Below are 24847 nucleotides of genomic sequence, written 5' to 3'. Positions count from 1 at the left end.
CGGGCCGACTTTTATTTTAGAGACCGTTTCCGGGAAATATCGCGTGTCCATTGACGTTTTGTCAGGGCGGCACGCTCATCCTACCCCGTCGAATCGAAACGCGCCGCCCCCAGTGGGGACGGCGCGAAATCTGCACTGACACGGATCGCCGAGGCGAAAATTGTCAGCCTTGCGCGGCCTTGGCGACCTCGGCTGCGAAGTCTTCCTTCTCGACCTCGATCCCCTCGCCCACTGCCATGCGAACGAAACCGGTGATCTCGGCGCCGGCGTCCTTGGCGGCTTCGCCAACCGTCAGATCCGGGTTGACGACGAAGGCCTGCCCCAGGAGCGTAACTTCGCCCAGGAATTTCTTCATCCGGCCGACGATCATCTTTTCGATGACGGCTTCCGGCTTGCCGGACTCGCGAGCGATGTCCATCTGAACCTGCTTCTCGTGCTCGACGATGGCCGGATCCAGGTCTGCCTCGGACAGCGACGCCGGGCTGGCAGCCGCGATGTGCATGGCCACCTGCTTGCCGAAGGCTTCATCGCCCCCCGTCAGTGCGACGAGCACACCAATCTTGCCCAGTCCGGGCGCGACGGCGTTGTGCACGTAGGAGACAACAGTCTCGCCTTCGAGGCGCTCCATCCGGCGCAGGGACATGTTTTCGCCGATCTTGGCAATCTTGTCCGTGACCGTCTCTTCCACCGTCTTGCCGCCCAGGTCGGCGCTCTTGAGCGACATCAGGTCCGGCGCGTTGATGGCGGTCTTGGCGATGGCGCTGACCATCTCCTGGAACTCGGCATTCTTGCCGACGAAGTCGGTCTCGGAGTTCAACTCCACGACCACGCCGGTGCCGCCGTCAACCTCCACGCCCACCAGGCCTTCAGCCGCGGTGCGGCCGGACTTCTTGGCAGCCTTGGCCAGGCCTTTGGTGCGCAGCCAGTCAACCGCGGCCTCCATGTCGCCGTCGGTTTCGGTCAGCGCCTTCTTGGCGTCCATCATGCCTGCGCCGGTCTGGTCGCGCAGTTCCTTCACCTGTTTCGCGGTGATCGCCATCTTGGCTCTCCTCGATTGGGGGTCGTGCTGCGGTGGGGACTACCCCACCGCCAGTATCAGTTCCGTGACGCGGCGTGCGTTGCCGGTCAGGCGTCGGCGCTTTCGGTCTGCGCGGCGGCCTCTGCGGGCGCGGCGTCCAGATCTTCTTCGACCAACGCCTCTTCCATCTCGCCCACGTCGATGCCGGCAGCGTCCATTTGCGCCGACATGCCGTCGAGCGCGGCGCGGGAGACGAGGTCGCAATAGAGCGCGATCGCGCGGGCGGCGTCGTCATTGCCCGGGATCACGTAGTCCACGCCCTCGGGCGAGCAGTTGGTGTCGACCACGGCGACCACCGGAATGCCGAGCTTCTTCGCTTCGGCAATGGCGAGGTCTTCCTTGTTGACGTCGATCACGAACAGCAGGTCCGGAATGCCGCCCATCTCGCGGATACCGCCGAGCGAGGCTTGCAGCTTCTGCTGGTCGCGCTCCATGTGCAGGCGCTCTTTCTTGGTCAGGCCTTCGGCCCCCAGAGCCATCTGCTCGTCAATCGCGCGCAGGCGGTCGATCGACTGGGAAACGGTCTTCCAGTTGGTGAGCGTGCCGCCCAGCCAGCGGTGGTTCATGTAATACTGCGCGCAGCGCTCGGCGGCGTCGGCGATCGGCTTCTGAGCCTGCCGCTTGGTGCCGACGAACAGGATCCGTCCGCCCTTGGCGACGGTGTCGCGCACGACCATCAGAGCCTGGTCCAGCATCGGGACGGTCTGCGTCAGGTCGACGATATGAATGCCGTTGCGGTCGCCGTAGATGTACTCGCCCATGCGGGGATTCCACCGCTGGGTCTGGTGACCAAAGTGAACGCCAGCTTCGAGCAGCTGACGCAGAGTGAACTCAGGAAGCGCCATGTCCTATCCTTTCCGGTTTCGCATCCTCAGCGGGGCATTCAGGGATCTCTCCCAACCGGCGGACCGAACGGGGATGTCTCCCCCGATGGCCCAGGCCCCGCCTGTGAAGTGGGCGCGCATTACTCCATCGCCGCCCGTTGCGCAACCCCCTGCCCCGGTTTTCCTACCCTTGGAGAAATTTCCTGCTAGGGTCGCCGCGCAATAAATGGAGACCCCGGTGCCCCTACCCAACTTCCTGCAGGCGCTGCCAGCGCTGGACATCCCATTCCCGGAATCTCAGGTCGAAGCAAAGGCGATCCGGTCGGACGATGCATTGGCCGTGTTCTTCCTGTTCCATACCGATTTCGACCTGCCGCCCCATGCCCACAAGGGGCAATGGGGCACGGTGATCGAGGGTGAGGTGACCCTGACAGTGGATGGACAGACCCGCACCTACATGCCCGGGCAGAGCTATGACATCCCAGCAGGCGCGGAGCATTCGGCCAGGGTGAAGGCAGGATCGATCGTGATTGACGTCTTCGAAGAGGCGGACAGATACGCGCTGAAAGGCTAAGCGCCGCGCCGAAAGTTTTTTTGCCTCCGGCGGGGATATTTCCGGACACAAGAAGGATCGCGCTTGCGCTGCTGCCGCAGGCTGGGTCATTTGCGGCCATGGAAAGCCGTCCGGACATACTGTGCATCGGATCCGTCCTGTGGGACGTGATCGGGCGGACCCCGCGCTCCATGGCCGTGGGCCACGACGTTCCGGGCCGGATTACTCGCGTGCCGGGCGGCGTGGCGATGAACATTGCCATGGCGCTCTGCCGGGAGGGGATGCGGCCATCCCTGCTGACCGTGCTGGGGCGCGATGCTCCCGGACAGGAGCTCGCATCCGCGGCCAAAGCGCTCGGGATGGACACCGCGCATGTCACCTGGTCGGAGGACCTTCCGACCGATCAATACATGGCGATCGAGGCCGAGAACGGCCTGATCGCCGCAGTGGCCGATGCGCATTCGCTGGAACGGGCGGGCGATGCGATCCTGGCGCCGCTGATCGATGGCCGGCTTGGCTCCGCCGAGCGGCCGCACTCCGGGATCGTGGCCGTAGATGGCAACCTGACAGAAGATCTGCTCTCGCGAATTGCCGACAGCCCGCTCTTTGCACAGGCGGATCTGCGGATTGCACCGGCATCCCCCGGCAAGGCCGGGCGCTTGCTGCCGCTGTTGCGGCACCCGGCCGGAACCCTCTACGTCAACCGGATCGAGGCGGGGCTGATCTGCGACGACCGCTTCCCCTCCGCCCGGCACGCGGCAGAAGCGCTGGTGGCGCGCGGCGCCCGGCGGGCGCTGGTGACCGACGGCGCGGCGCCCATGGCGGAGGCAAGCGCGGCCGGTGTGCTTACCGCGGTGCCGCCTCAGGTGGTAGTTACACGCGTGACCGGGGCGGGAGATACCTTCATGGCCGCCCACATCGCCGCAGAAGCGCGTGGGCTCACCGGCATTTTCGCGCTGGAGCGCGCGCTCGGCGTGACCGCCGCCTATATATCGGAGACCGAATAACATGACGCCCCCCCTGACCCTGTCGCCCGAAGTTGCGGACGCCGTCGCGAAGGGCCGCCCACTGGTGGCCCTGGAAAGCACGATCATCACCCACGGCATGCCTTGGCCGCAGAACCTGGAGACAGCGCAAAAGGTCGAAGCCACCGTGCGCGAAGCGGGCGCGGTGCCAGCGACCATCGCGGTGCTGGAGGGCCGGCTCCACGTCGGCCTCGATCCGGAGCGGCTGGAAGCCTTGGCGCAGGCGCGCGATGTGGCCAAACTCAGCCGGGCCGACCTAGCCGTCTGCCTCGCCACGGGCGGAACCGGCGCAACCACCGTCGCGGCGACCATGATCGCAGCGCACCTGGCTGGCATTTCCGTTTTCGCGACAGGGGGAATCGGCGGCGTACACAAGGGCGCGGAGACCAGCTTCGACATTTCTGCCGACCTGCAGGAATTGGCGGCGACGCCGGTGACCGTGGTTGCCGCCGGCGCGAAAGCGATCCTCGATCTGCCGAAGACGCTCGAAGTGCTGGAGACCCTGGGCGTGCCGGTCATCGCCGTCGGGCAGGATGCGTTGCCCGCCTTCTGGTCCCGTTCCTCCGGCCTGCGCGCGCCCCTGCGGATGGACACCGCGGCCGAAATCGCCGCCGCCCACGTGATGCGCGGCACCCTCGGCCTGCCGGGCGGGCAACTGGTGGCCAATCCGATCCCCGAAGCCGACGAGATCCCCGCCGAAGACCTCGCCCCGGTGATCGCGCAGGCACAGGCGGAGGCCGACGCGCAGGGGATCGCCGCGAAGGACGTGACCCCGTTCCTGCTTCAGCGCATCTTCGAGTTGACCGACGGCCGCTCGCTGGACGCAAACATTGCCCTCGTGTTGAACAACGCGCGTCTTGCGTCGGCAATCGCCGCCCACATCGCCGCCCCGGCCTGATTTCGGGGCCACCCGTACCAGTCGCCATCTTGCGCCGGAGCCACCCGCTGCATAGCTTGCGGCACACCTCATCTGCCGGACTCCGATGCCCCAAAGCCCCTACCCCGATCACGGCCGCGACCTCCCCCCGGCCCATCCACGTCGCAAGCCCGGCCTTCTTGCCAACCTGCGCTCCTCGTTCCTGACCGGCCTGGTGGTCATTGCGCCGGTTGGCCTGACGGTCTGGCTGATCTGGACGGTCGTCGGCTGGGTGGACAGCTTCGTTCTTCCGTTCGTCCCGGATCCTTACAAGCCCGAGACGATCATCCGCGACTTCTTCGGCGAGGACACGACCATCAACGTTCGCGGCGTCGGCGTTGTCTTCTTCCTGATTTTCTCGGTGGTCGTCGGCTGGATCGCCAAGGGCGTCATCGGCCGGTCGCTGATCGATTTGGCCGAAGGCATCGTCGAACGGATGCCCATCGTCCGCACGATCTACGGCGGCGTGAAACAGATCGCTGAAACGGTCTTCGCCCAGACGGAGACGAACTTCGACAAGGCTTGCCTGATCGAGTACCCGCGCCCCGGCCTCTGGGCTATCGCCTTCGTCTCGACGTCTGCCAAAGGGGAAATCCACCGCCGCGTCCCGCGCGACGAACGGATCATGTCCGTCTTCCTGCCGACGACACCAAACCCGACCTCGGGCTATCTGCTCTTCGTCCCGGAAGCGGATCTCATCTATCTAGACATGTCCATCGAGGATGCCGCCAAACTGGTGATCTCCGCCGGCCTTGTCTACCCGGCCGACAGGACAGCGACGACGCCGCCCCGGCCGGACGGCATCCCGCTTGCCGTGGAGGCGGAACGCCAGAAGGACCGGCTGGGCGCCTGACCCGGTTGGTCAGCCGAACATCGACTGCAGGTTCACCGTTTCCCGAACGTTCAAATCCTGCTTGTGCTCGGCCAGAAAGCGGTCAGCCGCCGCCCTGCCCGCCGCCTTGAGCCGGTAGATGACGATCGCGGACGGCACGATCTTGGTGGCCACTGACAGATCGCGCATGAAGTCGTCGTCGGCGATCATGTGGATCAGCGGGTCGCGCATCTGTCCGCGGTCCAGAACGCCCTGATCGACGAGATCGTGCACGAACTGGATTGCCCGCATCTCTCTCAGAAGCGACGAGTTGAAGCTGATCTCGTTGATCCGGTTCTGGATCTCCATTGGCGTGCACGGCACCTCGGGGCGTTCCAGAGGATTGATGTTCACAACGACGATGTCGGCCGGCAGGTCATGGCGGAACATCGGGTAAAGCGGCGGATTGCCCGTATATCCACCATCCCAATACGCCTCGACGGTGCCGGTCGCCGGATCCGGGATTTCGATGGCACGGAAAAGTGTCGGCAGGCAGCCAGAGGCCAGGATCGAGCGCGTGTCGATCTCAGACCCCGAGAAGACCCGGATCTTCCCGGTCCGCACATTGGTCGCGGCCACATAGAAGGAAGGCCCCACGTGGGCACAGACCTTGCCATATTCGAACCGTGACACGATCCGCTCCAGTGGGTTGGAGTAGAACGGCCCGGACGAATACGGGCTGAAGACGCGGCTCGCCAGGTCCATCAGGCCGTAAAATGGCGACAGTTCAGTCAGCTGGGAAAATACCGTGGTCGGCGGTGCGAAAGGGGCGAACCAGTGTGTCATCCTGAAATCGTTGACACCCAACACCTGCTGCCAGAGCCAGTCGAGATTGGCGCGCGCCGCCTCCCGGTCGCGTCCTTCACCATCGGCCACCAGTCCCGCCTTCAGCGCCGCCCCGTTCAGCGCCCCGGCTGAGGTGCCCGAGATCGCGGCGATCTCCACATCTTCCTCGTCCAGAAGCCGGTCGAGAACGCCCCAGGTAAAAGCGCCATGCGCGCCGCCCCCCTGCAGCGCCAGATTGATCCGCTTGATATCGCCCATGACGCCCACTTCTTGTGTCTGAAAATATCCCGGGGGGAGTCGCGGCCCCGAGGGCCGCGACGGGGGGCTGGCCCCCCTTGCGTGACGCGCCGCTCAGAGCGCCGTCCAGCCGCCGTCCACGCTGATCGTGGTCCCGGTGATCTGGTCGGCCGCCGGCGAACAGAGGAACACACAGGTGCCCCCCAGTTGCTCCACCGTGGCGAATTCCTTGGAGGGCTGCCGCTCCAGCATGACGTTCTTGATCACGTCCTCGCGGCTCATGTCATACTCCCGCATCGTGTCCGGGATCTGCGCCTCCACGAGCGGCGTCAGCACGTAGCCCGGACAGATCGCGTTGGCCGTGATCGGCTCCTGCGCGGTCTCCAGTGCAATCACCTTGGTCATGCCGACCACACCATGCTTGGCCGAGACATAGGCCGATTTGTACGGCGAGGCGGTCAGCCCATGGGCAGAGGCGATGTTGATGACCCTGCCCCAGCCCGCCGAACGCATCTTGGGCAAGGCCGCCGCGGTGGTGTGAAAGGAGGAACTCAGGTTGATCGCGATGATCGCGTCCCATTTCTCCACCGGAAATTCGTCGATCGCCGCCACGTACTGGATACCGGCATTGTTCACCAGGATATCGCAGGCGCCAGCTTGCTCGATAAGAGCACGGCATTCGTCGCCCTTCGACATGTCCGCCTTGATGTAACGGGCCTTCGTGTCCGTTTCCTTGGCGATCTTTTCCGCCAGTTCGTGGTCCTCGTCGTTGTCGGTGAACGAGTTCAGAACCACGTCCGCACCCGCCCGCGCCAACTCCCACGCCACGCCGAGCCCGATCCCGGAATTCGAGCCCGTGATGACCGCGGTTTTACCTTGTAGCGACATTGCATTCTCCCCATTGCTCTACCGGCGCAGCGTACATGCTGCGCCCGCGAAATGAAAATCAGAGATCGCTCAGGTAAGACGCCACGCCGCAGGGTCCAATAACCTCCGCGAGAGCGCCGCGGACGCCGCTTCAATTCGGACATGACGATGGCGCGATTGAGGCATTTTCGGGGCTTGCGGAAACCGGCCCGACGGTCCAAAAAAAACGCCCGCACAAGGCGGGCGTCAAGTCATTGAGGCAGGTTTCATACAGGCAAGAAACCTATCGAGCAGTGACTTAGTTATACGCAAACGCGCGTCGGAGTCCAAGGTAAAAGTTTGAAAACCTTGACAGCAAGGCATAGCCTCCGGGCCAAAGAAACAAGGGCAGAGAGGGATTGTTGCCGAAATGGTACGGGATTTTTTCAGGCTTTTGGAACCTTTAGGCATCGCGCTCGCATTGGCGGCCCCAGGGGGATTCGTTTCGGCCGATCCATCGCATGGCATAGCTATGTATGGGGAGCCGGCTCTGCCACCGGATTTTGTGTCTCTGCCGTACGTCAATCCCGATGCCCCAAAAGGTGGCCGGATCGTGTCCTCGGAGGTCGGTGGCTTCGACAGTCTCAATCCATTTATCCTCAAAGGCAACTCCGTCTACGGGCAGCGGTACTACGGTTACGAGAGCCTGATGGGCAGAAGTTACGATGAACCGTTCACACTTTACGGTTTGTTGGCCGAATCAGTCGAGACCGGCCCGGACCGGGAATGGGTCGAATTCACGCTGCGACCCAAAGCCCATTTCTCCGACGGCTCGCCCGTCACGGTCGAGGATGTGCTCTGGTCCATGGAGACGCTCGGGACGCTGGGCCACCCCCGCTACCAAGGCGCCTGGACGAAGGTGGCGAGTGCGGAAGCCGTGGACGAGCGGACGGTCCGCTTCACCTTCAACACGCCCGACAGGGAATTGCCGCTCATCCTCGGACTACGACCGATCCTGAAAAAGGTGGAGGGCGACCAACCCTTCGACCAGAGTTCGCTCGAAGCCCCGATCGGCTCGGGACCCTACGTCATTGGCGCATACGAGCCGGGTCGGTTCATGACCTTGGTGAAGGACCCCGACTGGTGGGGGGAGGACCTTCCGTTCAACCGCGGCCAGCACAATATCGGCGAGATCCGCTATGAATGGTTCGGCGACGCCGACGTTGCCTTCGAGGCATTTCGCGCCGGGGAGCTCTCCGCCAATCGGGAATTGAACCTGTCTAAATGGCGCACGGCCTACGACTTCCCCGCCGTCCGATCGGGAGACGTCGTCCTGTCGGAAATTCCGCACGAGCGGCCCGGCGGCATGCGTGGGCTGGTGATGAACACCCGCCGCGCCCCCTTCGACGACTGGCGGGTGCGGGACGCCCTGATCCACGCGTTCAACTTCGAATTCATCAACGACGCGATCAATGGCGGCGAAGAGCCCCGCATCGGCTCCTACTACACGAACTCGGTGCTGGCGATGTCGCACGGCCCCGCCGAGGGCAAGGTGAAGGACCTGCTGGAGCCGTACGCCGACCAACTGCTGCCCGGCGCCCTGGAAGGCTACGCCCTGCCCGTCTCGGACGGCACGGAGGCCAACAGGTCCAACACCCGCAAAGCCCTACGCATTCTGCAACAGGCCGGCTGGACGGTGCAGGACGGCGTGATGAAGAAAGCCGACGGGGAGGCTCTCGAATTCGACATCCTGCTGCGGTCCGGCGCAACGCAGACGATCAACATCGCCGAGCTCTACGCACAGCAGCTCAAACGGATCGGCGTCGTCGCCAACATCGTGACTGTGGATTCCGCCCAGTACACCGAGCGGACGGACAACTACGATTTCGACATGGCCTATTACGTCCGGCTCATGTCGCTGAGCCCCGGCAACGAGCAGACTCTCTACTGGGGAAGCGAGGGCGTGACCAAGCCAGGCACGCGCAACTGGATGGGTATGGACAACCCGGTGGTGGAGGACCTGATCGACACCATGCTGAATGCTGAGGACCAGGACGACTTCCAAGCCACGGTGAAGGCGCTGGACCGGGTGCTGACGACAGGGCGCTACGTGATCCCCATCTGGTATTCCCCGGTCGGCCGCATCGCCCACAAAGCGTCGCTGAAGTACCCCGAAGACAAGATCTCGATGTACGGCGACTGGATCGGCTTTATGCCGGATGTCTGGTGGGTGGAGGAGTGATCCCCCAAGGCGCCGGTCCAGCAGGCCGGCGCCGACCCTGCCTCGCCCATGCGCACGTAGCCCAGGATCACGACCCCGGCTTTTCGCCAACAAAAAGGGCCGCAACATGTGCGGCCCTTTCCTTGGATACTGTCTCGCGCAGGTCAGCGCTTGGAGAACTGGAAGCTCCGGCGGGCCTTGCGGCGACCGAACTTCTTGCGCTCCACGACGCGGGCATCGCGGGTCAGGAAACCGGCAGCCTTGAGCGACGAGCGCAGGCTCGGATCGTAGAGCTGCAGCGCCTTGGAGATGCCGTGCTTCACCGCGCCGGCCTGACCGGACAAACCGCCGCCCTTGACGGTGGCTTCCACGTCGAATTCGCCTTCCACACCAGCGACCTGGAACGGTTGGTTCAGGATCAGCTGCTGCACCGGACGTGCGAAATAGACGGTGATGTCCCGCCCGTTGACGGTGACCTTGCCAGAGCCCGGCTTGATCCAGACGCGGGCAACCGCGTCCTTCCGCTTGCCGGTGGCATAAGCGCGGCCCAGCTCGTCCCGGACGGGCTCGCGGGGCGCTTCGATCTCGACGCCGGGAACGGTGCCTTCGGCGACTTCGCCGAGTTCGGCGAGGGATTTAACTTCTTCGACCATGTGCCTCAGCTCCGGGTGTTCTTCTTGTTCATGGCTTTGACATCGAGCACTTCGGGCTGCTGGGCCTCATGCGGATGCTCGGTGCCGGCGTAGACGCGCAGGTTGGTCATCTGCTGGCGGCTGAGACGGTTGCCCGGCAGCATCCGCTTGACGGCCTGCATGACGACGCGCTCAGGATGCTCGCCCTTCAGGATCTGATCCGTGGTGCGGGACTTGATGCCGCCCGGATACCCGGTGTGCCAGTAGTTCGGCTTGGCGCGCTTGTTGCCGGTGATCTGCACCTTGTCGGCGTTGATCACGATGACATTGTCGCCCATGTCCATGTGCGGGGTGAAGGTCGCCTTGTGCTTGCCGCGCAGGCGATTTGCGACGATCGAGGCGAGACGGCCCAGCACGACACCCTCGGCGTCGATGATGATCCATTTCTTTTCGATCTCCGCGGGGGTCGCGGTGTAGGTTTTCATGGTTCTTGCTCTTGTGCTTCGTCGGGGGGCGACCAAAACGGCGCCCGAGGCGATTGATGGAGCGGTTCTAAGGATTTCCGCCGTTCGGTCAAGTGCAAAGGTATCAAATTTTTCTATCAAAAACAGTCACTTGTAATTACGGTATAATAATACCCCAAATTCGAGCGGCAGAACACCAGGTATCCGCCAATCACAACCGACCACAATGGGTCTTCCGGTTTGTCGCCCGCCGGGTACTGTTCGGGAAACCTCGGGAGGAATGAATGGCTGACGAAATCCTGGTGCGGGCGGACCGTGACGGCATCGCGGCACTGACCTTGAACCGCCCCGACGCACTGAATGCGCTGTCCGACGACCTCCTGGCGGCATTGAGCGCGGAGATCGCCGCCCTGGAAAACGACCGCGACACGCGCGTCGTCATCCTGCGCGGTGCAGGAAAGGTTTTCTGCGCCGGCCACGACCTGAAGGAAATGCAACTCGGGCGGCAGGCCGAGGATTCCGGCGCGTCCTACTTCGCCGATCTTTTCCGCCGGTGCGCCGACGTGATGCTCGGCCTGCAACGTTTGCCGCAACCGGTCATAGCCGAGGTGCACGGCATCGCCACTGCCGCCGGCTGCCAGCTCGTCGCCTCCTGCGACATGGCGGTTGCCGCGGAGGGAACGCGGTTCGGCGTCAACGGCGTCAACATCGGGCTGTTCTGCTCAACGCCCATGGTCGCCCTCACCCGCAACGTGCCGCGCAAGGTGGCCTTCGAAATGCTGACCACTGGAGCCTTCATCATCGCCGACCGGGCACGCGAGGTCGGGCTGGTCAATCACGTGGTTTCACACGTTGAGCTGCGCGAAAAGACATTGGACCTGGCCAAAACGGTCGCTGGGAAACTGGATGCGGCGGTAAAGATCGGCAAACGCGCCTTCTACGACCAGATCGACCTTGAGATGGACGCGGCCTATGCCCACGCTGCGGAAGTGATGACGCAAAACATGCTCTGGCGGGATACCGACGAGGGGATCGACGCGTTTCTCGCGAAACGGAAGCCGGACTGGGCAAGGTGATCGCTGAGCCCAGCCCGAATGGTTAGTGCAGCACCAGTCGCGCAGCCGGTGCCGGCACCCGCCCGCCATCCATCACCAATTTCCCGGTTTGGGACGAAACGCGCCCGACGATCGGGCAGCCGAGGCGACGCGTTTGACCCTCGGCCAGGAACACGCGGACGTCGGCGCCGATCGCAACCCATAGAATGGGCTGCTGGGACCCTGCCCCGCCGACGGCCAACCGGTCGCCCGGCCGAAGCCTCACAGCAGGTTTGCACCCATCCTCAGTGTCCACGACGTCATCACGTTTGAATGTCGTGACGGTTCCGGAGAGTATCGCTCCCCGCGCGGGCCGCCACGGGCCCGTATCATCTTCCAAGTTCATGCCTGCCTCTACGGTCGCGCGTTCGCGGCCATTTTGTTGTGCAGGCAGAATAGCTTACGAACCAGCCGGACGGGCTGGTCGATTGCCATGGCGTGAAACTTTACGAAATAGTGAGTCTTTTCAGGCACCCAAGAAATTGGGCGGATATTCTGTAACCTGACTGCAGCGGGAGAGCCCCCAGGCTCTCCCGCTCAGTCACCCCCACGACGCCCGCTAATAGGGGCAGAACTCGTCACTTAAAGCGCACTCATTACGTAATTACTGTCTGAAAATTACTCGTCCGCACCCATTACCGCACCACTTACCCGTTCAAAACACTCGCAATACCACCGGAAAAACACTCGTACCCAATCAATGTAATACTGCCACCTCGCTTGCGCGCGGCGATTTGCGGGCCGCCACATATGCGGCGCGCCCTGTCGATGTGCGCAGATTGGGAAAGATCTCGAAGATCTCGGTCCGCTGCGCGCTTCCCAACCCCTTGATGGCCTCATCGGAGGGTTGAAAACTCTCCGTCCACACACCGTCGGCGCGGACGATCTCGTGCTTGTCGCACATGAAATGAATGTAGCTCACACCGCCCGCCCTCAGGCGGCCGATGCCTTTGCTGGCGGAGACAAGATGTCTCGCAGCGACCAGAACCTCGTCATCCTGCAGGCAAGGATCGGCCTGCCTGCCCACGAGTAACATCCGGTGGTTCGGCGACACGACCATGTCCCGCTCCGGCAATCCGTTACCCAGGGCACCGGCACCGATGCGCACCGGCTGGAGCTGCGGCGCCTTTGCCACGAGGGCAGAGGAGACGTCTTTGCGGCCATGCCAACGGATCTTCTGGATACCGTGGTCTCGGGTCACAATCGCATCGCCCGCTTTCAGATCTTCCACCGGGCGTTCTCCCGCCGGCGTCGCCACAATCGTGCCCGGAGTGAAGCAGCAAACCCGCGACGACCACGCCGGCACCGGCGTGCGACCGGCCTCCGTAGATGTGCGCTGCTGCGGGTCAATCATCTGCTAGATCGCTTCCATGCGTTGCGTTCGATTTCGACCACGTGGGGCATTCCCCAACCGAAACCGTTAACCGCCTCGAATGTTGCACCGCAGCAAATTCAGAAAGGTTTCATCAATCCGCAAAAATTAATCCGGGATCGTCCATTGGACGTATCATTCCCAGCCTTCGCGGCGGCCCCGCATGGGTGCGGAACCCTTTTACCTTTCGTCCTGTTTCGCAGTCAGCAGCGTCACGGTCTATTCAGCGGCAGCTCCCGTGGCCTTCGTAGATCCCCCTCATCGGGTAAGGAAATCTTAACCCGTAGGCGCTGCGACGCGGAAGCAAAAATGTCCGAAAGTGGGCAGAACCGTGGCGTGTCGCGTGAGGTTCGCGGAGAGGTGTTGACGCGTTTGTCGCGCGAGCGCGGGGCTCATTGTTTCCTGCTGTGACCCGCCGCGGCGGCACCCCAACGCGGCTATCTCGCCGTCGCATCGCGGTAATTCCCGGCATTCCGAAGGTTAAGGTACGAATCGCGTCTCAACCCGGCCCTCGGTTTTGTTTCGCTGCAGTCAACAAAAGCCACCCATTCACCCCGCCGAGTGTTACTGGTTTGTAAACATTCGTGGCAAAAATGAGGCAGTCATTGGAGGGCGGTGCAGCGCACCAATTGGGCAGAACGAGGTACGATTGTGCTTCTTTCAGCCAAGTCTTGCCGGTCCAACTGATTCGTTCGGAGCACTTTCCGCCTATTCGGTCTGCTCCCGGTGCGGCGCATCGACCGTTGGGAGCCATGGCTTGAGGTCCAGCAAGGGCGTCCCGTCAAAGCAATCCAGTGCGTCGATCTCCAGCACGCCGGCCGCGGCGTCGATCGCGCGGATCGTCACCACTGACAGCGCGATCGGGTTCGGCCGGTGCGGCGAGCGCAACGCGAAGGTCCCACGAGGGCCGTCGCAATGGCGCGGGGCTTGGACAATCAGATCCCGTCGCGCGTGGTCCATCCAGTACACCGCGACCATCGGCTGTCCTACGGAGAGCCCGACGAGCCCGCGCTCCATCCCATCGGCAAGCTCGATCCGCGCCCCCTGCCCCGTCGCCCGCGCCGCAGCAATGTTGCCGGGGCAGTCCTCGGGACCCCACGGCGTTCGGACGCGCCCGATGAAGCAGAGTCGGGCGTTTTCTTCCAGCCAGAGCGGTTCCTCCAGACATTCCTCGCCGGGCCTCAGCGATACCGAAGAGTGAGTGGCCATGGCCGTCGTCCTTCCTAAGCCTATCGGGGCGCCCCGGTCAGCGCTTGCCCGCGTCGCGCGCAAGCGTCTTGCGGGCCTCGGCCATTCTGGACCGAAAATCGCCATCGACCTCCGGGAACTGCGGATCGAGCCGTTCGAGTGTCTCCGTCAGGACGCTGGAGATGACCATTCGCGCGTACCACTTGTTGTTGGCCGGAACCACGTACCAGGGCGCGTGGGGGCGCGCAGTCTTCCGGATCATGTCCTCGTATGCACGCATGTAGTCGTCCCACCGCTCGCGCACCTCGATGTCGCTTGCGGAGAACTTCCAGTTCTTGTCCGCCTCGTCGATCCGATCCAGGAACCGACGCGCCTGCTCCTCCTTGGAGATGTGCAGAAAAACTTTCAGCACCGCGGTGCGACTGTTGGCGAGGTGGCGTTCGAACGCCCGGATATCCTCGAACCGCATCTCCCAGAAATCGTCGTCGAACGCCTTCGCCGGCAGGTCCCGCGCCTCCAGAATGGACGGGTTGACCCGAACGACCAGAACCTCCTCGTAATGCGACCGGTTGAAGATCCCGATCCGCCCGCGGGACGGAAGCGAAATGGCGTGGCGCCACAGGAAGTCGTGGTCAAGTTCCACCGGGCCCGGCTGCTTGAACGAATGCACATCGCAGCCCTGCGGGTTGATGCCGCTCATGACGTGCTCGATGGCGCTGTCCTTGCCGCCGGCGTCCATTGCCTGCAACACCATCAAGACGGAGGATTTGTTCTCGGCGTAGAGCCGCTCCTGCAGCTTTCGCAGGGACTTCTTGCAGTCCTTTATCAGCTTCTTCGCATCGGACTTGTCCACGTCGACGCCGGCCGTGTCCGCGGGGTCGACATCCTTCAGTCGAAATTTCTCGCCGTCCTCGACACGGTGGCGAGCTGCGAGGTCTTTGGCTTTCATGAGCAATCCGTCCTTCCCGCGTCCTCGCGCGCGTTGCAATGAGGTTGCGCGGAAGGTAGCACCGCCGCGGTGCGCGGCAACCGCGTTCCCGCCACCCGGTCGGCTCCGTCACGGCAAAGAGACCGGGACGGACAGTCGCGGCGCTGGCGTGTCGCCGCGCTCCTGCGCTAGGATATTCCCGGGATGATAAAGGGGCGGCGACCATGGCGAGTCGCACGTGGCGCTGGAGGGCTGCGCTCCGGGGCGCGTTGATTGTTATTGCAGGGACTGCGGCGGCCGTCCATGCGGCTGAAACGGATACGCCGGAAGGCGCGGATCCGATTGCGCCGGCATACGTTGGCAGTTCCGCATGTGCGGAATGCCACGCGGACCAGACCGTTGCCTGGACGGACTCGCCCCACCATCTCGCCTGGACACAGCCGACGGCGTCAAACGTTCTTGGCGATTTCAACACCGCGACCTCGGCCCACCGCGGGATGAAGACGACCTTCACCCGCAGGGATAACACGTTTTATATCGAGAGCGTCGGACCCGACGACCAGATGACGCGATGGCCGGTCGCGGGCGTGGTCGGCACGTCGCCCGTGCAGCAATACCTCATCGAAACGGAGCCGGGCCGCCTCCAAAGCTTCGACCTCGCCTGGGACACAGTTGGTCAGCGCTGGTTCCAGATCACGCCGGAGGACGCGCTGCCGGCGGCAAACGGCGACAGTTGGACCGGCCCGTACCGGACCTGGAACGCCCGCTGCGCGGAGTGCCACAGCACGAACTTCAGCCGCAACTACGACGCGGAAACCCAACGCTATGCCAGCACAGCGCAGGAGATCGGCGTCGGTTGCGAGGCCTGCCATGGCCCCGCCTCGGCGCATCTCGACTGGGCGCAGAGGCGCGCATCCAGCGATAACGCCGATCCACCGGAGGGGCTGGGGCCGACCGGGCTGACCATTGACTTCAAGCCCACGGACCCGAATGCCGAGATCGAACTCTGCGCCTCCTGCCACGCCGCCCGCAGCCCGCTCTTCAGCCACTCCCCGGTTCCCGGCACGCCGTTCAATGACGCCCTCGTCCTCTCCACCCTGCGCCCGCCGCTCTACTATCCGGACGGTCAGATCATGGGTGAGGCCTACGAATATGGCTCGTTCCTGCAGTCCTCGAAACAGGCCAGTGGCGTGACCTGTTCCGATTGCCACGAGGTGCACGGCGCGACACCCGTGGCAACCGGGAATGCCGTCTGCACCGCCTGCCATTCGCCTGGGGGCACGCCAGACTTCCCCGACCTGCGCCGCGCACCCTACGACTCGCCCGACCACCACTTCCATCCTGAGGGGTCGGACGGCGCGCAATGCGTCTCCTGCCACATGGCCGCACGCGACGTCATGGGGGTCGACCGCCGGCACGACCACTCGTTCCGCGTCCCCCGCCCGGACCTCACCGTTGCCACCGGTGCGCCCAACGCCTGTACCGACTGCCATGCCGCGGAGGGACCGTACTGGGCGCAGGAGGAACTCGACCGACGTTTCCCGAACTCGGCCTATCGCGAAGCCCCCTTCGCTGCGGTCTTCCATGCCGCCCAAGGGGGGGAGCCGACCGGCAGCGTAGCCGATGTCGGCGACGACCTGGCCAAGATCGCGCTGGCCGAGACCCTGCCCGGCATCGTCCGCGCCACCGCGCTGGAACTGCTGGCCCCCTCCGCCACGCCGGAGCAGGCCGATCGCTTGGCCGGACTTCTGAACGACCCCGATCCCCTGGTGCGAAGCAATGCCCTCGCGATCCAGCGCCCTGCCCCGCTGACGGACATGGTTGAACGCGTGTGGCCCCTGCTCATGGACGACGTTCGCGTTGTTCGGATCACTGCGGCCCGCGAGATGCTCGCCGTATCGGCCGACGCATTGCCGGCGGAGGTAACCGAAGCGCTCTCGACAGCCATGGAGGAATGGCAGGCGACCCTTGCGTCGAATGCGGATTATCCGGAAACGCAAATGATCCTTGGCGGAATGGCCATGACCAAACGCGATCTGCCCGGCGCGCTTGAAGCCTTCAGGGAGGCCGTGCGCATGGATCCGCACCTCGCTGCGGCCTGGTCCATGCTCGTTCGGCTCCAGTCGGCCAGCGGCGAGGAAGACCTGGCGCGCGAAACTCTCGACGAGGCGCTGACCAAGCTGCCGGAGGACCCTGGCCTGCTCTCGCTCGACGGTCAGCTGCCCTAGCTCACGCGTTTTTGCGACTGTTTTACATGGAAACGGTCGCGGTCTGCCCCACCCTTTCAGGTGAGGACACACCGGAGGAAACGAGATGAGCCGCACACTGCCCGCCCTGCCCAGCCACCCCGCCCTTGCCTGCGCCCTCACCGTCGCACTGGCGACGCAAGCTTGCGCACAGGATTTCAACGAGGCCCCACCGAACGCACCGGACCAGCAGCCGGCCTTCCCCGAGCAGACGCGCGCCCCGGTGATCGACGATCCCGTAGCCCTCTCCCGCGAGACGGTGGCCGAAGGGCTGTCGCACCCTTGGGGGATGGACCAACTGCCGGACGGCCGCTGGCTTGTCACCGAACGGCCGGGCAGACTGCGGATCGTGTCGGCGGACGGAACCCTGTCCGATCCCATTGCAGGCCTCCCCGATGTGGACAGCCGCCGCCAGGGGGGCTTGCTGGACGTGACGATCCGCGAGGATTTCGACGAGACTCGCCGTGTCTGGTGGAGCTTCGCTGAGCCGCGCGACGGTGGTAAAACCGGAACGGCCGTGGCCACGGGCGTGCTTTCCCCGGACGACACGCAACTGGAAGACGTCGAGGTCATCTTCCATCAGGAACCGGCCTGGGACTCTACCGCGCACTACGGCTCCCGGCTGGTCTTCTCCCCCGATGGCGCGCTGTTCGTGACCACCGGAGAGCGCTTCGGCCCGCGTGATCTGGCGCAGGACGTGACGACCCATCTCGGGAAAGTGCTCCGTCTATCGCCGGAAGGCGGGCCGGCTGAGGGCAACCCGGACATCGACGGCGGCCGGCCCGAGATCTGGTCCTATGGGCACCGCAATCTTCAGTCCGCAGCGATTGGCCCGGACGGCGCGCTTTGGACCGTCGAGCACGGCCCACAAGGCGGCGACGAACTGAACCGTCCTGAGCCCGGCCGAAACTACGGTTGGCCCGTCATCAGTTACGGCGAGACCTATTCCGGCGCGCCGGTCGGCGAGGGCCTGACCGCGAAAGACGGCATGGAGCAGCCGGTGTACTACTGGGATCCGGTGATCGCACCGAGTGGAATGGCGCTCTACGAAGGCGACGTTTTCCCGGAGTGGCAGGGGAGCTTCCTGATCGGCGGGTTGGCAAGCAAAGCGCTCGTCAGGCTCACGCTGGAGGATGGGCGCGTCACGGGCGAGGCTCGCCATCTGCAGGACGAGGCCCGCATTCGCGATGTCGACGTGGCGAACGACGGGTCGGTGATGGTGCTCACGGATGCTGACAACGGCGCGCTCTGGCGCCTGACGCCATCGGACTAGGGCGTTCGCGCAGCGTCACGACGGATCGCTGTCCCCCGGCTCCCGAGGTTCGAAGACGACGAACAGTTGGTAAACGCAGTAAATCCCGATGGCCCCGACGAGGATTCCCCAAAAGGGAGAGCCGGCCACGAACTCAAAGACGCTCCAGGCCAGCGTCACGGCCACGATGACCACGCGTCGCCAGAGCGGGGCGAAAAACGGGTCGTTGCGGTCTAGCAGCTTCACGTCGCGTCTCCTTGCTGTGCGCGGCCGCCGCGCCGCACCGCGCATCTGTGTCGTCCCTCGGCGCCAACGTCCAGCAGGTTCTGCCCGTCTCGCCGTCTCCACGGTACGCCGAACCCTCGGCGACGGGCCAGAGCCATTCCGGTTTCGGACGTGTGACCGCGCGACCAGCACCGTCTTGGGCACCGTCTTGATACAGTCTGGGCGAGCCCGTCTAATCGCTCGCCCCCGCGTCATTTCACCGACCTTCGCGCCACTCGACGTGCAACATTTGAAAGATCTGGGACCCGTGGATGCTGCGCGGGGCCGACTATAGCCAAGCAACTTCGCGTCGGCCCCGGGTACGCCGCCTCGCTCAATTGACGCGCATGGCGAAACCTGAAGCGCTTTTCCCAAATACAGCCACATCATGCGTCGTCCTGTAGCCGTCCGGCCGGAGACCACCCTCAAAAAAACCGTTTGCTCGTCCCGTCTCCGCGGCCAGATCGCCGCCGTCCGCCGAAAGGCGGAAAGTCCCGCCGGTCCTACCGGCTGCCCTGAATGCGCGCCCTGCACCAATTGACCGCCTGGCGGCACAGGTACGAGGGGACCGCCCGATCGTCACCGTCGCCCCGTCCCCTGAGCACACCTCTTCCTACGGGTCGCAAACCCGATGTCTGCGATCCTCTGGAGTGGCTGGGAGGCCCGCAGACTCTTGCAATTCCACCGCGGCTACGCGCGTTCCGTATCGACAGCCGGGCGGAGAAAGCGGCGAGGCATCTCGCTGGTCGCACCGTCGTGGCGTCATCGCGATCTGACCAATGCGTGGCAGGTCCAAAAGGCGCATGGAAAACTCTTCAAATTCGCTCGCCCGATGGGTTCGACGATGAGCGCGGATGCCATCCCCTGCACCCACCCCACGGCACGCAGGATACCGGGATTTGCGAAACGCAGGTCTCCCTTTTACGCGAACAACTCGACGTCCGACAGCGGCGAGATCTCTCGAGGCTGCTTTCGCTCGTCGACCATGGATGTCGGCACGAGCCGTTGACGCGCCTTGCCCATATGCGGCCAGAACTGCACCCGCCGCGCCGCGGTTCCACCAAGGCTGGAGGCCGTGACGGGGATCCCTTCTCGCGCACAGAATGCGAGGACGAAGTCGCAGTTTCTTTGCCCGACATCGCTCAACCCCGCGATCAGACGCGCCCCGCCGAAGACCTTCGCCTCAAGACGTCTCCGGTCCGCGCCCCCGTGGAGCAGCCGATTGATCAGCAACTCCATCGAATTCGTACCGTAAAGCTGCCGCCGCACGTCGCTCTCCACCCCGTCGGGAAGGAGAATATGGTTCATGCCGCCAATCTTGCGCATCGGGTCCCGGATGCAGGCGGTCACGCAGGAGCCCAAAACCGTGCTCAACATGGTGTCGGCACAATCCGACACCGCCATTTCCCCCTGGCCGACATGCACGACCGTGTCCGACGGCTCCATCATGTGGCCGCTCGCTCCTTGGCGCTGGTCTGCTCGAGGATAGCGCTTGCAATCCGCCCGAGCGGCACGGACTGGCTGACGGCCCCGAGTTCGACCGCGACGCGGGGCATGCCGTAGACGACGCAGCTGGCGCGATCCTGTGCAATGGTCTCCGCGCCCTCCCTTCGGAGGCGCATCATGCCATCCGCCCCGTCCCGGCCCATCCCGGTCAACAGGACCGGCACCACACGGGACGCCATGGGTACGGCCGACCGGAACAGCACATCCACCGAGGGACGATGGCCATTGCATTTCTCGCCCGGATCGAGGCGACAGGTGGATTTCGCCCCTACGCGCTCCGTTGTGAGGACCAGATGATGCGCGCCTCCCGGGGCAATGAGTACGCGCCCCGGCTGCAGCTCTTCACGCCCGCGCGCAAGGCCCACCTTCGGAGCAATCCGGCGGGAGAGCCGTTCGGCGAAACTCTCCAGAAACCCCTTTGGCATGTGTTGCGCGATCAGGATGGGCGGGGCATTCGCGGGCATCTCGCACAGGATGCGCTCCAGCGCGTCGACGCCCCCGGTGGAGGCGCCGATGAGCACCGTCTTTCCATTCCAACGGAAGGCCGCTGATGACGGCGCGGCCCGTGGCTCGCGGCTCGGCAGGTGCGCGCAGGCCGCGACGAAGACACGCTCGGCAAGATCGGCCAGCGCGCCCGGCTCCCCCGCGCGGGGCTTGCCGATACAGTCCACGGCACCGAGCGAAAGCGCCTCGATTGCCGCAGCGCTGCCGCGGTGGGTTTCCGTCGAGAGCATGACGACCGGGATCGGCCGGAGCCGCATGAGCTTTTCCAGGAACGTCAGCCCGTCCATCCGCGGCATCTCGACGTCGAGAGTGATGACGTCCGGGTTCGTCTCGCGAATGACCGCCCGGGCCTCGAAAGGCTCCGAGGCCTCCCCCACAATGTCGAACCGACCGTCGGCCAACAGGCACTGGTGGATCAGCCCCCGCATCGACCTAGAGTCGTCGACGATAACGACACGCTTTTTCATTTCATGGCTCCAAACGGTTACGCGGCGAATACTCTGCGCGCTTGCGACGACTGGGAGGTCATGCCAGCGGTCAGAATTCCTCCCAGTCCTCCTCCTCCGCTGGCAGTGCGACGGCGAGAGCCTGGCCGGAGACCCTAGCCCGAACGATCGGGGCGGCGCGGTCCCTGACCGGCTTTTCCGTCGCCTCCGGTGTGGCCAGCGCGGGGCCGGTCGACCGGATCCGAAAGCGGGTCATCGTGTCATTCAGAACCTGCGCTTCCCGCGACAGAGCATTGCTCGCGGCCGAGGTCTGCTCGAACATGGCCGCGTTCTGTTGGGTCACCTGATCCAGTTGATTGACGGCCGTGTTGATCTCGGCCAGGCCGGTCGACTGCTCCTGGGCAGACACGGCGATCTCCGAGACATGGTTGGCGATGTCATTGACCGTTTCGAATATTTTTTTAAGGGCGTCGCCCGTCTGACCCACGAGGGCCACACCGCGTCCGACATTTTCGCCGCTGGCCGAAATGAGGTCCGCGATTTCCCGCGCAGCAGCCGACGACCGTTGCGCAAGGGCGCGGACTTCGGAGGCGACGACGGCGAACCCGCGCCCTGCCTCACCGGCCCGTGCCGCTTCGACCCCCGCGTTCAGGGCGAGCAGATTGGTCTGGAACGCAATGTCGTCGATGACGCCGATGATCTTGGAGATCTGCTCGGAAGAAGAGGAAATCTCCCCCATGGCGACGACCGCCTGCTGGACGACATCTCCGCTTTTCTCCGCATCTTTGCGTGCTTCGTCGACGATCTTCTTGGCGAGCGTCGCCCCGTCGGCTGCGCTTTTCACGCTGGTCGTCAACTCGTCCAGCGCGGCGGCCGTTTCCTCGAGCGTTGCGGCCTGTTTCTCGGTGCGCCGGGACAGATCCTCGGCGGCCGAATTGATGTCGTTGGTCTCGCTCCGGATCGAGGCGGCATTCGCCACCACCAGGGCGATCGCATCCTCCAGGCGGGAGACGGAGGCGTTGAAATCGGACCGCAGCTGCTCGTATTGCGGTGCGAAGGCCTGTTCGATGGCGACGGTCAGATTGCCGTCGGCAAGACCGTTCAGCCCGGTGCGCAAGGCTTCCACCACATGACTTTGGGCCGCTTCCATCCGTTCTCTGGCCTCCGCCGCCCGGTGCAACTGCAAGACCGCCTCTGTCGTGTCCGACGCCACGAACAGGATGCGCGTGGCAGTGCCGCGGCCATCCAGGACCGGGGTGAAACCGCCCTCCACCCATTTTTCCGCCCCGTCACGTGCCGCGAGACGGAAGGTCCCGTTTACCGGTCTGCCACCATTCAGCGCCCCCGCAACATCGGGCGTGTCCGGCCCGTCGACCTCGATCTCGATCATGTCGAAGGCATTCGCGCCCTCGATTTCCGACGCCTCCCGCCCGACAAGGTCACCGAAGGTCCGGTTCGATGTCATGATCCGTCCGTCGGACGCGATATGCGCCGTCACGAAGTGACTTTCGATGGCCTTGAGGAGCGCATTCTGCAACCGCTGCTCGGTGACATCGGTCCATTCGACAACGTTGCCCAGGTACGTCCCGTCGCGGTCGGTGATAGCGCTGACGGTGAGAGCGAAATTGACGTTCCCGACCACGATATCCGCCGTCATGGGCAATCTCTCGGGATCCTCGATCATCAGGCGGACACGCTCGGGATCCTTGTGGAAGATATCCATCGACTGCCCGATCAAAGCCTCTGGTTCGAACTCCGGGCAGACGCCTCGGAATTGGTCGGCGTGGTCGGTGACGATTTTCCGGAGCGTCTCGTTGATGTACACGATCCGCAACTCGCGATCGGTCATCATCATGGCGGCGGAGCATCCGCTCAGGGCCGCGCTGTTGCGAATGTTCTCCTGCTCAAGTGTTTTGGCGTCCAGAAGTCTTTCCCTGAAGCTTGCGAGCGTCTTTGCGATGTCGCCCACGTCATCGCTGCGCCCGGTATCGGGAATATCGCGCTCAAGATCGCCGTCCCGGACGGAAGACATCGCATCACGTACGCGGCCGAGGGGGCGGGAGATCTCGCGGGAGGCCGCCCAGCCGATGCCGCAGATAAGGACCAAAAGCGCGCTCGTCTGGAGGGCTACGTCGGAGATGTATTCCGTCGACGCGGCGTGCAACGCCTCCAGCGGCTCCTCGCCGACGATGGCCCAGTCGGACCCACCGACGCTGACGGTATCATACGCGGCCAGCGCGGGCTGCCCGGTGAGGGACGCCTGCTGCACGACGCCGGCCGAGCCCTTGAGGGCGGAGCGAGCCGCAGGCGTCCCGACCGATGTCTCGAATGCGCGCAGGTTGGACGAGATGCCCGGGTTGTTGCGCAAGGCCCCATCGGGCCCCACGAGGTAGATCTGCGTTTGGTCCGGCAACCCATTCGACTCATTGAGGATGGCATCGATCGGAGCGATCGGCAGCAGCGCCACGAAGACGCCGAAGGGTTTCTCGTTGGGACCGTTCAACGTCTCTGCGGCGAAGGCCACCAGAGTATCTCCCATGGGCCCATAATGCTGAAAATCGGAGATGACGACCTCGTCCTCCCCCTTCGCGAGGGCGGCCTGATACGCCTCCCGCACGCCGGGGACATCCGGGTTCGACAACACGTTCGTTCCGAAGTCTTCCCCCTTCATGACGGAATAGATAATGTTGCCGTCTGGGTCGATCAGCATCGTGTCCAGGAAATCGTTGCGACGCATGAACTCCAGAAACTGGCCATGGAACTGCGCGTGGTTCTGGGAGTACTGCGATGCGTCGCCGGCATCGATCAGGTCTTCCCTCGAACCGGCGCGGTACGGGTTCCGGTCCACGTAGAGCTTGCGGACCGCCGCGCCAGGATTGCTGTTGTCGATATAGCGGAAGCCCAGACCGAGAGTCCTGAGCGCCTTTCGCGTCGTCATTGTACCGGCCTGAATGTCCACCTGAGCCGCCACCTTCTCGAAGAACGCCTCGATGTCGTCTCCCCGCGCACGGGTCGCAAAGCTCAGCTGGGAGGTTGCCCGGTCGACGGATTGGCGACGCATGTCCATCCACCCCAGAACCGCCGTGACGGAGATTGCCACCGATCCTAGCAGGGCCATGATCAACGGGAGTTTTATCGACAGGCGCACATTGCGAAGAAATGCCATTGACGGCCCTCACTGGTTAGAGCGTGGACGGAACCACATGCCCCGCGCGCCGACCCGGGTCGGGGATCGGCCTCGACGCAGACCCTTGGCGAGAAGCTGTGAAAATTCACTTAAGCCGGACAAAGCGGTAGCGGCCCAGCCGCGTGGCCGGCCGTTCTGTGGCTTTGCGAAACGGGGTCCGCGTGGTAGCCTTCCTCATGCGAACAGGAGGATGCCCATGCAGTTGAAGACCATGCTCGCCGCGCTCGCTCTGGCCGCGCTCCCTACCTTTGCAGGGGCGGATTGCAGTGTGAGACACCCTAGCCAAAGTGCGACAAACTGTCCGCAGGGCACGTTGTACGACGCTCAGACGGGGTCCTGCACAAAACAAGTTTCGAGCTGATCCCGACACCGCACCCCACTGGCCCTCTGCCGAGAGGTTTCGCGGT

At 64.2% G+C, this 24847-nt stretch carries 22 protein-coding genes; 8 read left to right on the top strand and 14 right to left on the bottom strand.

The features are described 5' to 3' along the window. Nucleotides 1-163: 163 nt before the first annotated feature. Together tsf and rpsB are read right to left on the bottom strand one after the other, a co-directional pair. A complete protein-coding gene (gene tsf / locus BM075_RS00290; RefSeq protein WP_093358343.1) occupies nucleotides 164-1039 on the bottom strand; it encodes a translation elongation factor Ts in 876 nt (291 codons plus the stop codon). Nucleotides 1040-1125: 86 nt separating this feature from the next. Beyond that, nucleotides 1126-1923 (bottom strand): 30S ribosomal protein S2, encoded by a 798-nt coding sequence (rpsB, locus tag BM075_RS00285; protein ID WP_093358341.1) that lies wholly within the window; start codon nucleotides 1921-1923, stop codon nucleotides 1126-1128. A gap of 217 nt (nucleotides 1924-2140) precedes the next feature. Here rpsB and BM075_RS00280 point away from each other — a divergent pair, with 217 nt between their 5' ends. The 4 genes from BM075_RS00280 (at nucleotide 2141) to BM075_RS00265 (ending at nucleotide 5249) form a co-directional block, all read left to right on the top strand. Beyond that, the gene (locus tag BM075_RS00280; protein ID WP_177208201.1) at nucleotides 2141-2476 is read left to right on the top strand and encodes a cupin domain-containing protein; all 336 of its coding nucleotides are present in this window, start codon (nucleotides 2141-2143) and stop codon (nucleotides 2474-2476) included. A 98-nt stretch (nucleotides 2477-2574) separates the two neighbouring features. After that, nucleotides 2575-3462: a PfkB family carbohydrate kinase gene (locus BM075_RS00275; RefSeq protein ID WP_093359361.1), complete on the top strand. Its 888-nt coding sequence runs from the start codon at nucleotides 2575-2577 to the stop codon at nucleotides 3460-3462. A gap of 1 nt (nucleotide 3463) precedes the next feature. After that, the gene (locus BM075_RS00270; RefSeq protein ID WP_093358337.1) at nucleotides 3464-4378 is read left to right on the top strand and encodes a pseudouridine-5'-phosphate glycosidase; all 915 of its coding nucleotides are present in this window, start codon (nucleotides 3464-3466) and stop codon (nucleotides 4376-4378) included. A gap of 85 nt (nucleotides 4379-4463) precedes the next feature. Next, the gene (locus tag BM075_RS00265) at nucleotides 4464-5249 is read left to right on the top strand and encodes a DUF502 domain-containing protein (RefSeq protein WP_093358335.1); all 786 of its coding nucleotides are present in this window, start codon (nucleotides 4464-4466) and stop codon (nucleotides 5247-5249) included. 9 nt (nucleotides 5250-5258) lie between these two features. Here BM075_RS00265 and BM075_RS00260 read toward each other — a convergent pair whose 3' ends face one another. Then, nucleotides 5259-6311 (bottom strand): patatin-like phospholipase family protein, encoded by a 1053-nt coding sequence (locus BM075_RS00260; protein WP_093358333.1) that lies wholly within the window; start codon nucleotides 6309-6311, stop codon nucleotides 5259-5261. 93 nt (nucleotides 6312-6404) lie between these two features. After that, nucleotides 6405-7178: a 3-hydroxybutyrate dehydrogenase gene (locus BM075_RS00255; protein ID WP_093358331.1), complete on the bottom strand. Its 774-nt coding sequence runs from the start codon at nucleotides 7176-7178 to the stop codon at nucleotides 6405-6407. A gap of 388 nt (nucleotides 7179-7566) precedes the next feature. Between BM075_RS00255 and BM075_RS00250 the strand changes: the two genes are divergently transcribed. Beyond that, a complete protein-coding gene (locus tag BM075_RS00250) occupies nucleotides 7567-9378 on the top strand; it encodes an extracellular solute-binding protein (RefSeq protein WP_093358329.1) in 1812 nt (603 codons plus the stop codon). Between the two features lie 143 nt (nucleotides 9379-9521). On the opposite strand, the gene rpsI is transcribed toward BM075_RS00250, so the two are convergent. Together rpsI and rplM are read right to left on the bottom strand one after the other, a co-directional pair. Further along, nucleotides 9522-10010, bottom strand: coding sequence for a 30S ribosomal protein S9 (gene rpsI, locus BM075_RS00245; RefSeq protein ID WP_093358328.1), 489 nt, complete (start codon nucleotides 10008-10010; stop codon nucleotides 9522-9524). Nucleotides 10011-10015: 5 nt separating this feature from the next. Continuing rightward, complete coding sequence (gene rplM, locus BM075_RS00240) at nucleotides 10016-10474, bottom strand: 50S ribosomal protein L13 (RefSeq protein WP_093358326.1); 459 nt, start codon at nucleotides 10472-10474, stop codon at nucleotides 10016-10018. Between the two features lie 263 nt (nucleotides 10475-10737). On the opposite strand from rplM, the gene BM075_RS00235 reads away from it, so the two are divergent. Then, nucleotides 10738-11529: an enoyl-CoA hydratase gene (locus BM075_RS00235; protein WP_093358324.1), complete on the top strand. Its 792-nt coding sequence runs from the start codon at nucleotides 10738-10740 to the stop codon at nucleotides 11527-11529. Between the two features lie 22 nt (nucleotides 11530-11551). Here BM075_RS00235 and BM075_RS00230 read toward each other — a convergent pair whose 3' ends face one another. The 4 genes from BM075_RS00230 to BM075_RS00215 form a co-directional block, all read right to left on the bottom strand. Then, complete coding sequence (locus tag BM075_RS00230; protein ID WP_093358322.1) at nucleotides 11552-11893, bottom strand: hypothetical protein; 342 nt, start codon at nucleotides 11891-11893, stop codon at nucleotides 11552-11554. Between the two features lie 351 nt (nucleotides 11894-12244). Then, a complete protein-coding gene (locus BM075_RS00225) occupies nucleotides 12245-12901 on the bottom strand; it encodes a Hint domain-containing protein (RefSeq protein WP_093358320.1) in 657 nt (218 codons plus the stop codon). Nucleotides 12902-13627: 726 nt separating this feature from the next. Further along, the gene (locus BM075_RS00220) at nucleotides 13628-14128 is read right to left on the bottom strand and encodes a TrmO family methyltransferase domain-containing protein (RefSeq protein WP_093358318.1); all 501 of its coding nucleotides are present in this window, start codon (nucleotides 14126-14128) and stop codon (nucleotides 13628-13630) included. Nucleotides 14129-14165: 37 nt separating this feature from the next. Beyond that, entirely contained in the window at nucleotides 14166-15056 is an 891-nt protein-coding gene (locus tag BM075_RS00215; RefSeq protein WP_093358315.1) for a polyphosphate kinase 2 family protein, read from the bottom strand. A 203-nt stretch (nucleotides 15057-15259) separates the two neighbouring features. Here BM075_RS00215 and BM075_RS00210 point away from each other — a divergent pair, with 203 nt between their 5' ends. Continuing rightward, nucleotides 15260-17263, top strand: a complete 2004-nt coding sequence (locus BM075_RS00210) for a multiheme c-type cytochrome (RefSeq protein ID WP_093358313.1) — start codon at nucleotides 15260-15262, stop codon at nucleotides 17261-17263. Nucleotides 17264-17348: 85 nt separating this feature from the next. After that, nucleotides 17349-18554 (top strand): PQQ-dependent sugar dehydrogenase, encoded by a 1206-nt coding sequence (locus BM075_RS00205; protein ID WP_093358311.1) that lies wholly within the window; start codon nucleotides 17349-17351, stop codon nucleotides 18552-18554. A 15-nt stretch (nucleotides 18555-18569) separates the two neighbouring features. Here BM075_RS00205 and BM075_RS00200 read toward each other — a convergent pair whose 3' ends face one another. The 4 genes from BM075_RS00200 to BM075_RS00185 all read right to left on the bottom strand — a co-directional run bounded on the left by BM075_RS00200 (nucleotide 18570) and on the right by BM075_RS00185 (nucleotide 24419). Continuing rightward, complete coding sequence (locus tag BM075_RS00200; RefSeq protein WP_245758696.1) at nucleotides 18570-18779, bottom strand: hypothetical protein; 210 nt, start codon at nucleotides 18777-18779, stop codon at nucleotides 18570-18572. 939 nt (nucleotides 18780-19718) lie between these two features. Then, nucleotides 19719-20246, bottom strand: a complete 528-nt coding sequence (locus tag BM075_RS00195) for a chemotaxis protein CheD (RefSeq protein WP_093358309.1) — start codon at nucleotides 20244-20246, stop codon at nucleotides 19719-19721. Next, a complete protein-coding gene (locus BM075_RS00190; RefSeq protein WP_093358307.1) occupies nucleotides 20243-21274 on the bottom strand; it encodes a protein-glutamate methylesterase/protein-glutamine glutaminase in 1032 nt (343 codons plus the stop codon). The genes BM075_RS00195 and BM075_RS00190 overlap by 4 nt, the downstream gene beginning before the upstream one ends. Nucleotides 21275-21344: 70 nt before the next feature. After that, nucleotides 21345-24419: a methyl-accepting chemotaxis protein gene (locus tag BM075_RS00185; RefSeq protein ID WP_093358305.1), complete on the bottom strand. Its 3075-nt coding sequence runs from the start codon at nucleotides 24417-24419 to the stop codon at nucleotides 21345-21347. Nucleotides 24420-24847 lie beyond the last annotated feature (428 nt).

Origin of the sequence: Tropicimonas isoalkanivorans (assembly GCF_900112335.1) — a bacterium.
Classification (GTDB): Bacteria; Pseudomonadota; Alphaproteobacteria; order Rhodobacterales; family Rhodobacteraceae; genus Tropicimonas; species Tropicimonas isoalkanivorans.
This window is presented reverse-complemented; position numbering and strand designations above follow the sequence as displayed.

Bases quoted from the DNA above. Each gene is read 5' to 3' on its own strand.
- tsf (WP_093358343.1), bottom strand. From the start codon at position 1,039: ATGGCGATCACCGCGAAACAGGTGAAGGAACTGCGCGACCAGACCGGC.
- rpsB (WP_093358341.1), bottom strand. From the start codon at position 1,923: ATGGCGCTTCCTGAGTTCACTCTGCGTCAGCTGCTCGAAGCTGGCGTT.
- BM075_RS00275 (WP_093359361.1), top strand. From the start codon at position 2,575: ATGGAAAGCCGTCCGGACATACTGTGCATCGGATCCGTCCTGTGGGAC.
- BM075_RS00270 (WP_093358337.1), top strand. From the start codon at position 3,464: ATGACGCCCCCCCTGACCCTGTCGCCCGAAGTTGCGGACGCCGTCGCG.
- BM075_RS00265 (WP_093358335.1), top strand. From the start codon at position 4,464: ATGCCCCAAAGCCCCTACCCCGATCACGGCCGCGACCTCCCCCCGGCC.
- BM075_RS00260 (WP_093358333.1), bottom strand. From the start codon at position 6,311: ATGGGCGATATCAAGCGGATCAATCTGGCGCTGCAGGGGGGCGGCGCG.
- BM075_RS00255 (WP_093358331.1), bottom strand. From the start codon at position 7,178: ATGTCGCTACAAGGTAAAACCGCGGTCATCACGGGCTCGAATTCCGGG.
- BM075_RS00250 (WP_093358329.1), top strand. From the start codon at position 7,567: ATGGTACGGGATTTTTTCAGGCTTTTGGAACCTTTAGGCATCGCGCTC.
- rpsI (WP_093358328.1), bottom strand. From the start codon at position 10,010: ATGGTCGAAGAAGTTAAATCCCTCGCCGAACTCGGCGAAGTCGCCGAA.
- rplM (WP_093358326.1), bottom strand. From the start codon at position 10,474: ATGAAAACCTACACCGCGACCCCCGCGGAGATCGAAAAGAAATGGATC.
- BM075_RS00235 (WP_093358324.1), top strand. From the start codon at position 10,738: ATGGCTGACGAAATCCTGGTGCGGGCGGACCGTGACGGCATCGCGGCA.
- BM075_RS00230 (WP_093358322.1), bottom strand. From the start codon at position 11,893: ATGAACTTGGAAGATGATACGGGCCCGTGGCGGCCCGCGCGGGGAGCG.
- BM075_RS00225 (WP_093358320.1), bottom strand. From the start codon at position 12,901: ATGATTGACCCGCAGCAGCGCACATCTACGGAGGCCGGTCGCACGCCG.
- BM075_RS00220 (WP_093358318.1), bottom strand. From the start codon at position 14,128: ATGGCCACTCACTCTTCGGTATCGCTGAGGCCCGGCGAGGAATGTCTG.
- BM075_RS00215 (WP_093358315.1), bottom strand. From the start codon at position 15,056: ATGAAAGCCAAAGACCTCGCAGCTCGCCACCGTGTCGAGGACGGCGAG.
- BM075_RS00210 (WP_093358313.1), top strand. From the start codon at position 15,260: ATGGCGAGTCGCACGTGGCGCTGGAGGGCTGCGCTCCGGGGCGCGTTG.
- BM075_RS00205 (WP_093358311.1), top strand. From the start codon at position 17,349: ATGAGCCGCACACTGCCCGCCCTGCCCAGCCACCCCGCCCTTGCCTGC.
- BM075_RS00195 (WP_093358309.1), bottom strand. From the start codon at position 20,246: ATGATGGAGCCGTCGGACACGGTCGTGCATGTCGGCCAGGGGGAAATG.
- BM075_RS00190 (WP_093358307.1), bottom strand. From the start codon at position 21,274: ATGAAAAAGCGTGTCGTTATCGTCGACGACTCTAGGTCGATGCGGGGG.
- BM075_RS00185 (WP_093358305.1), bottom strand. From the start codon at position 24,419: ATGGCATTTCTTCGCAATGTGCGCCTGTCGATAAAACTCCCGTTGATC.